This window comes from Metalysinibacillus jejuensis (assembly GCF_003057615.1).
Lineage (GTDB): Bacteria > Bacillota > Bacilli > Bacillales_A > Planococcaceae > Metalysinibacillus > Metalysinibacillus jejuensis.
Window position 1 is genome coordinate 1 of the sequence record NZ_QAFW01000163.1, and the last position, 497, is coordinate 497.

At 38.6% G+C, this 497-nt stretch carries 1 protein-coding gene; it reads right to left on the reverse strand.

What is annotated here, in order from left to right:
* Nucleotides 1-497, reverse strand: a 497-nt coding sequence (locus DDE80_RS14690) for an RNA-guided endonuclease InsQ/TnpB family protein (protein WP_153060939.1), incomplete at both ends; no start/stop codon positions are given.

Genomic DNA, 497 nt, shown 5'->3' on the forward strand with positions numbered 1-497 from the left:
TAATGCCAATAGGCGAATGCCTTCATTTTTGATATTGATGGCTGAATTATAGTCACGATATGCCACATACCCACATGAACAACGGTAAGTACGTTCAGATAGCTTCATAGGTTTTTCTGCACCACAACAAGAACATTTTTTAGTCGAAGGGAACCATTTATCAATTTTCACAAGCTGTTTCCCTTGTTCTTTTAGCTTGTACGATAAGAATGTAGTGAACATGCCCCAACCATTGTCGTGAACGCTTTTACCAAAGTGAAGGGCTTGAGACATTCCTTTCATGTCCAAGTCCTCGATGATAACAGCGTCATAGGTTGTTGCTAATTCTTTTGATTGATGGTGTAGAAAGTTCTTACGTTGATTGGCTGTTTTTTCTTGTAGTGCAGCCACTTTCAAACGTTGTTTTTCCCAACGTGCAGAACCTTTCTTTCTACGAGATAGGATGCGTTGTTCTTTTGCTAATTTGTCTAATGATTGTCGATAAAAACGTGGATAAT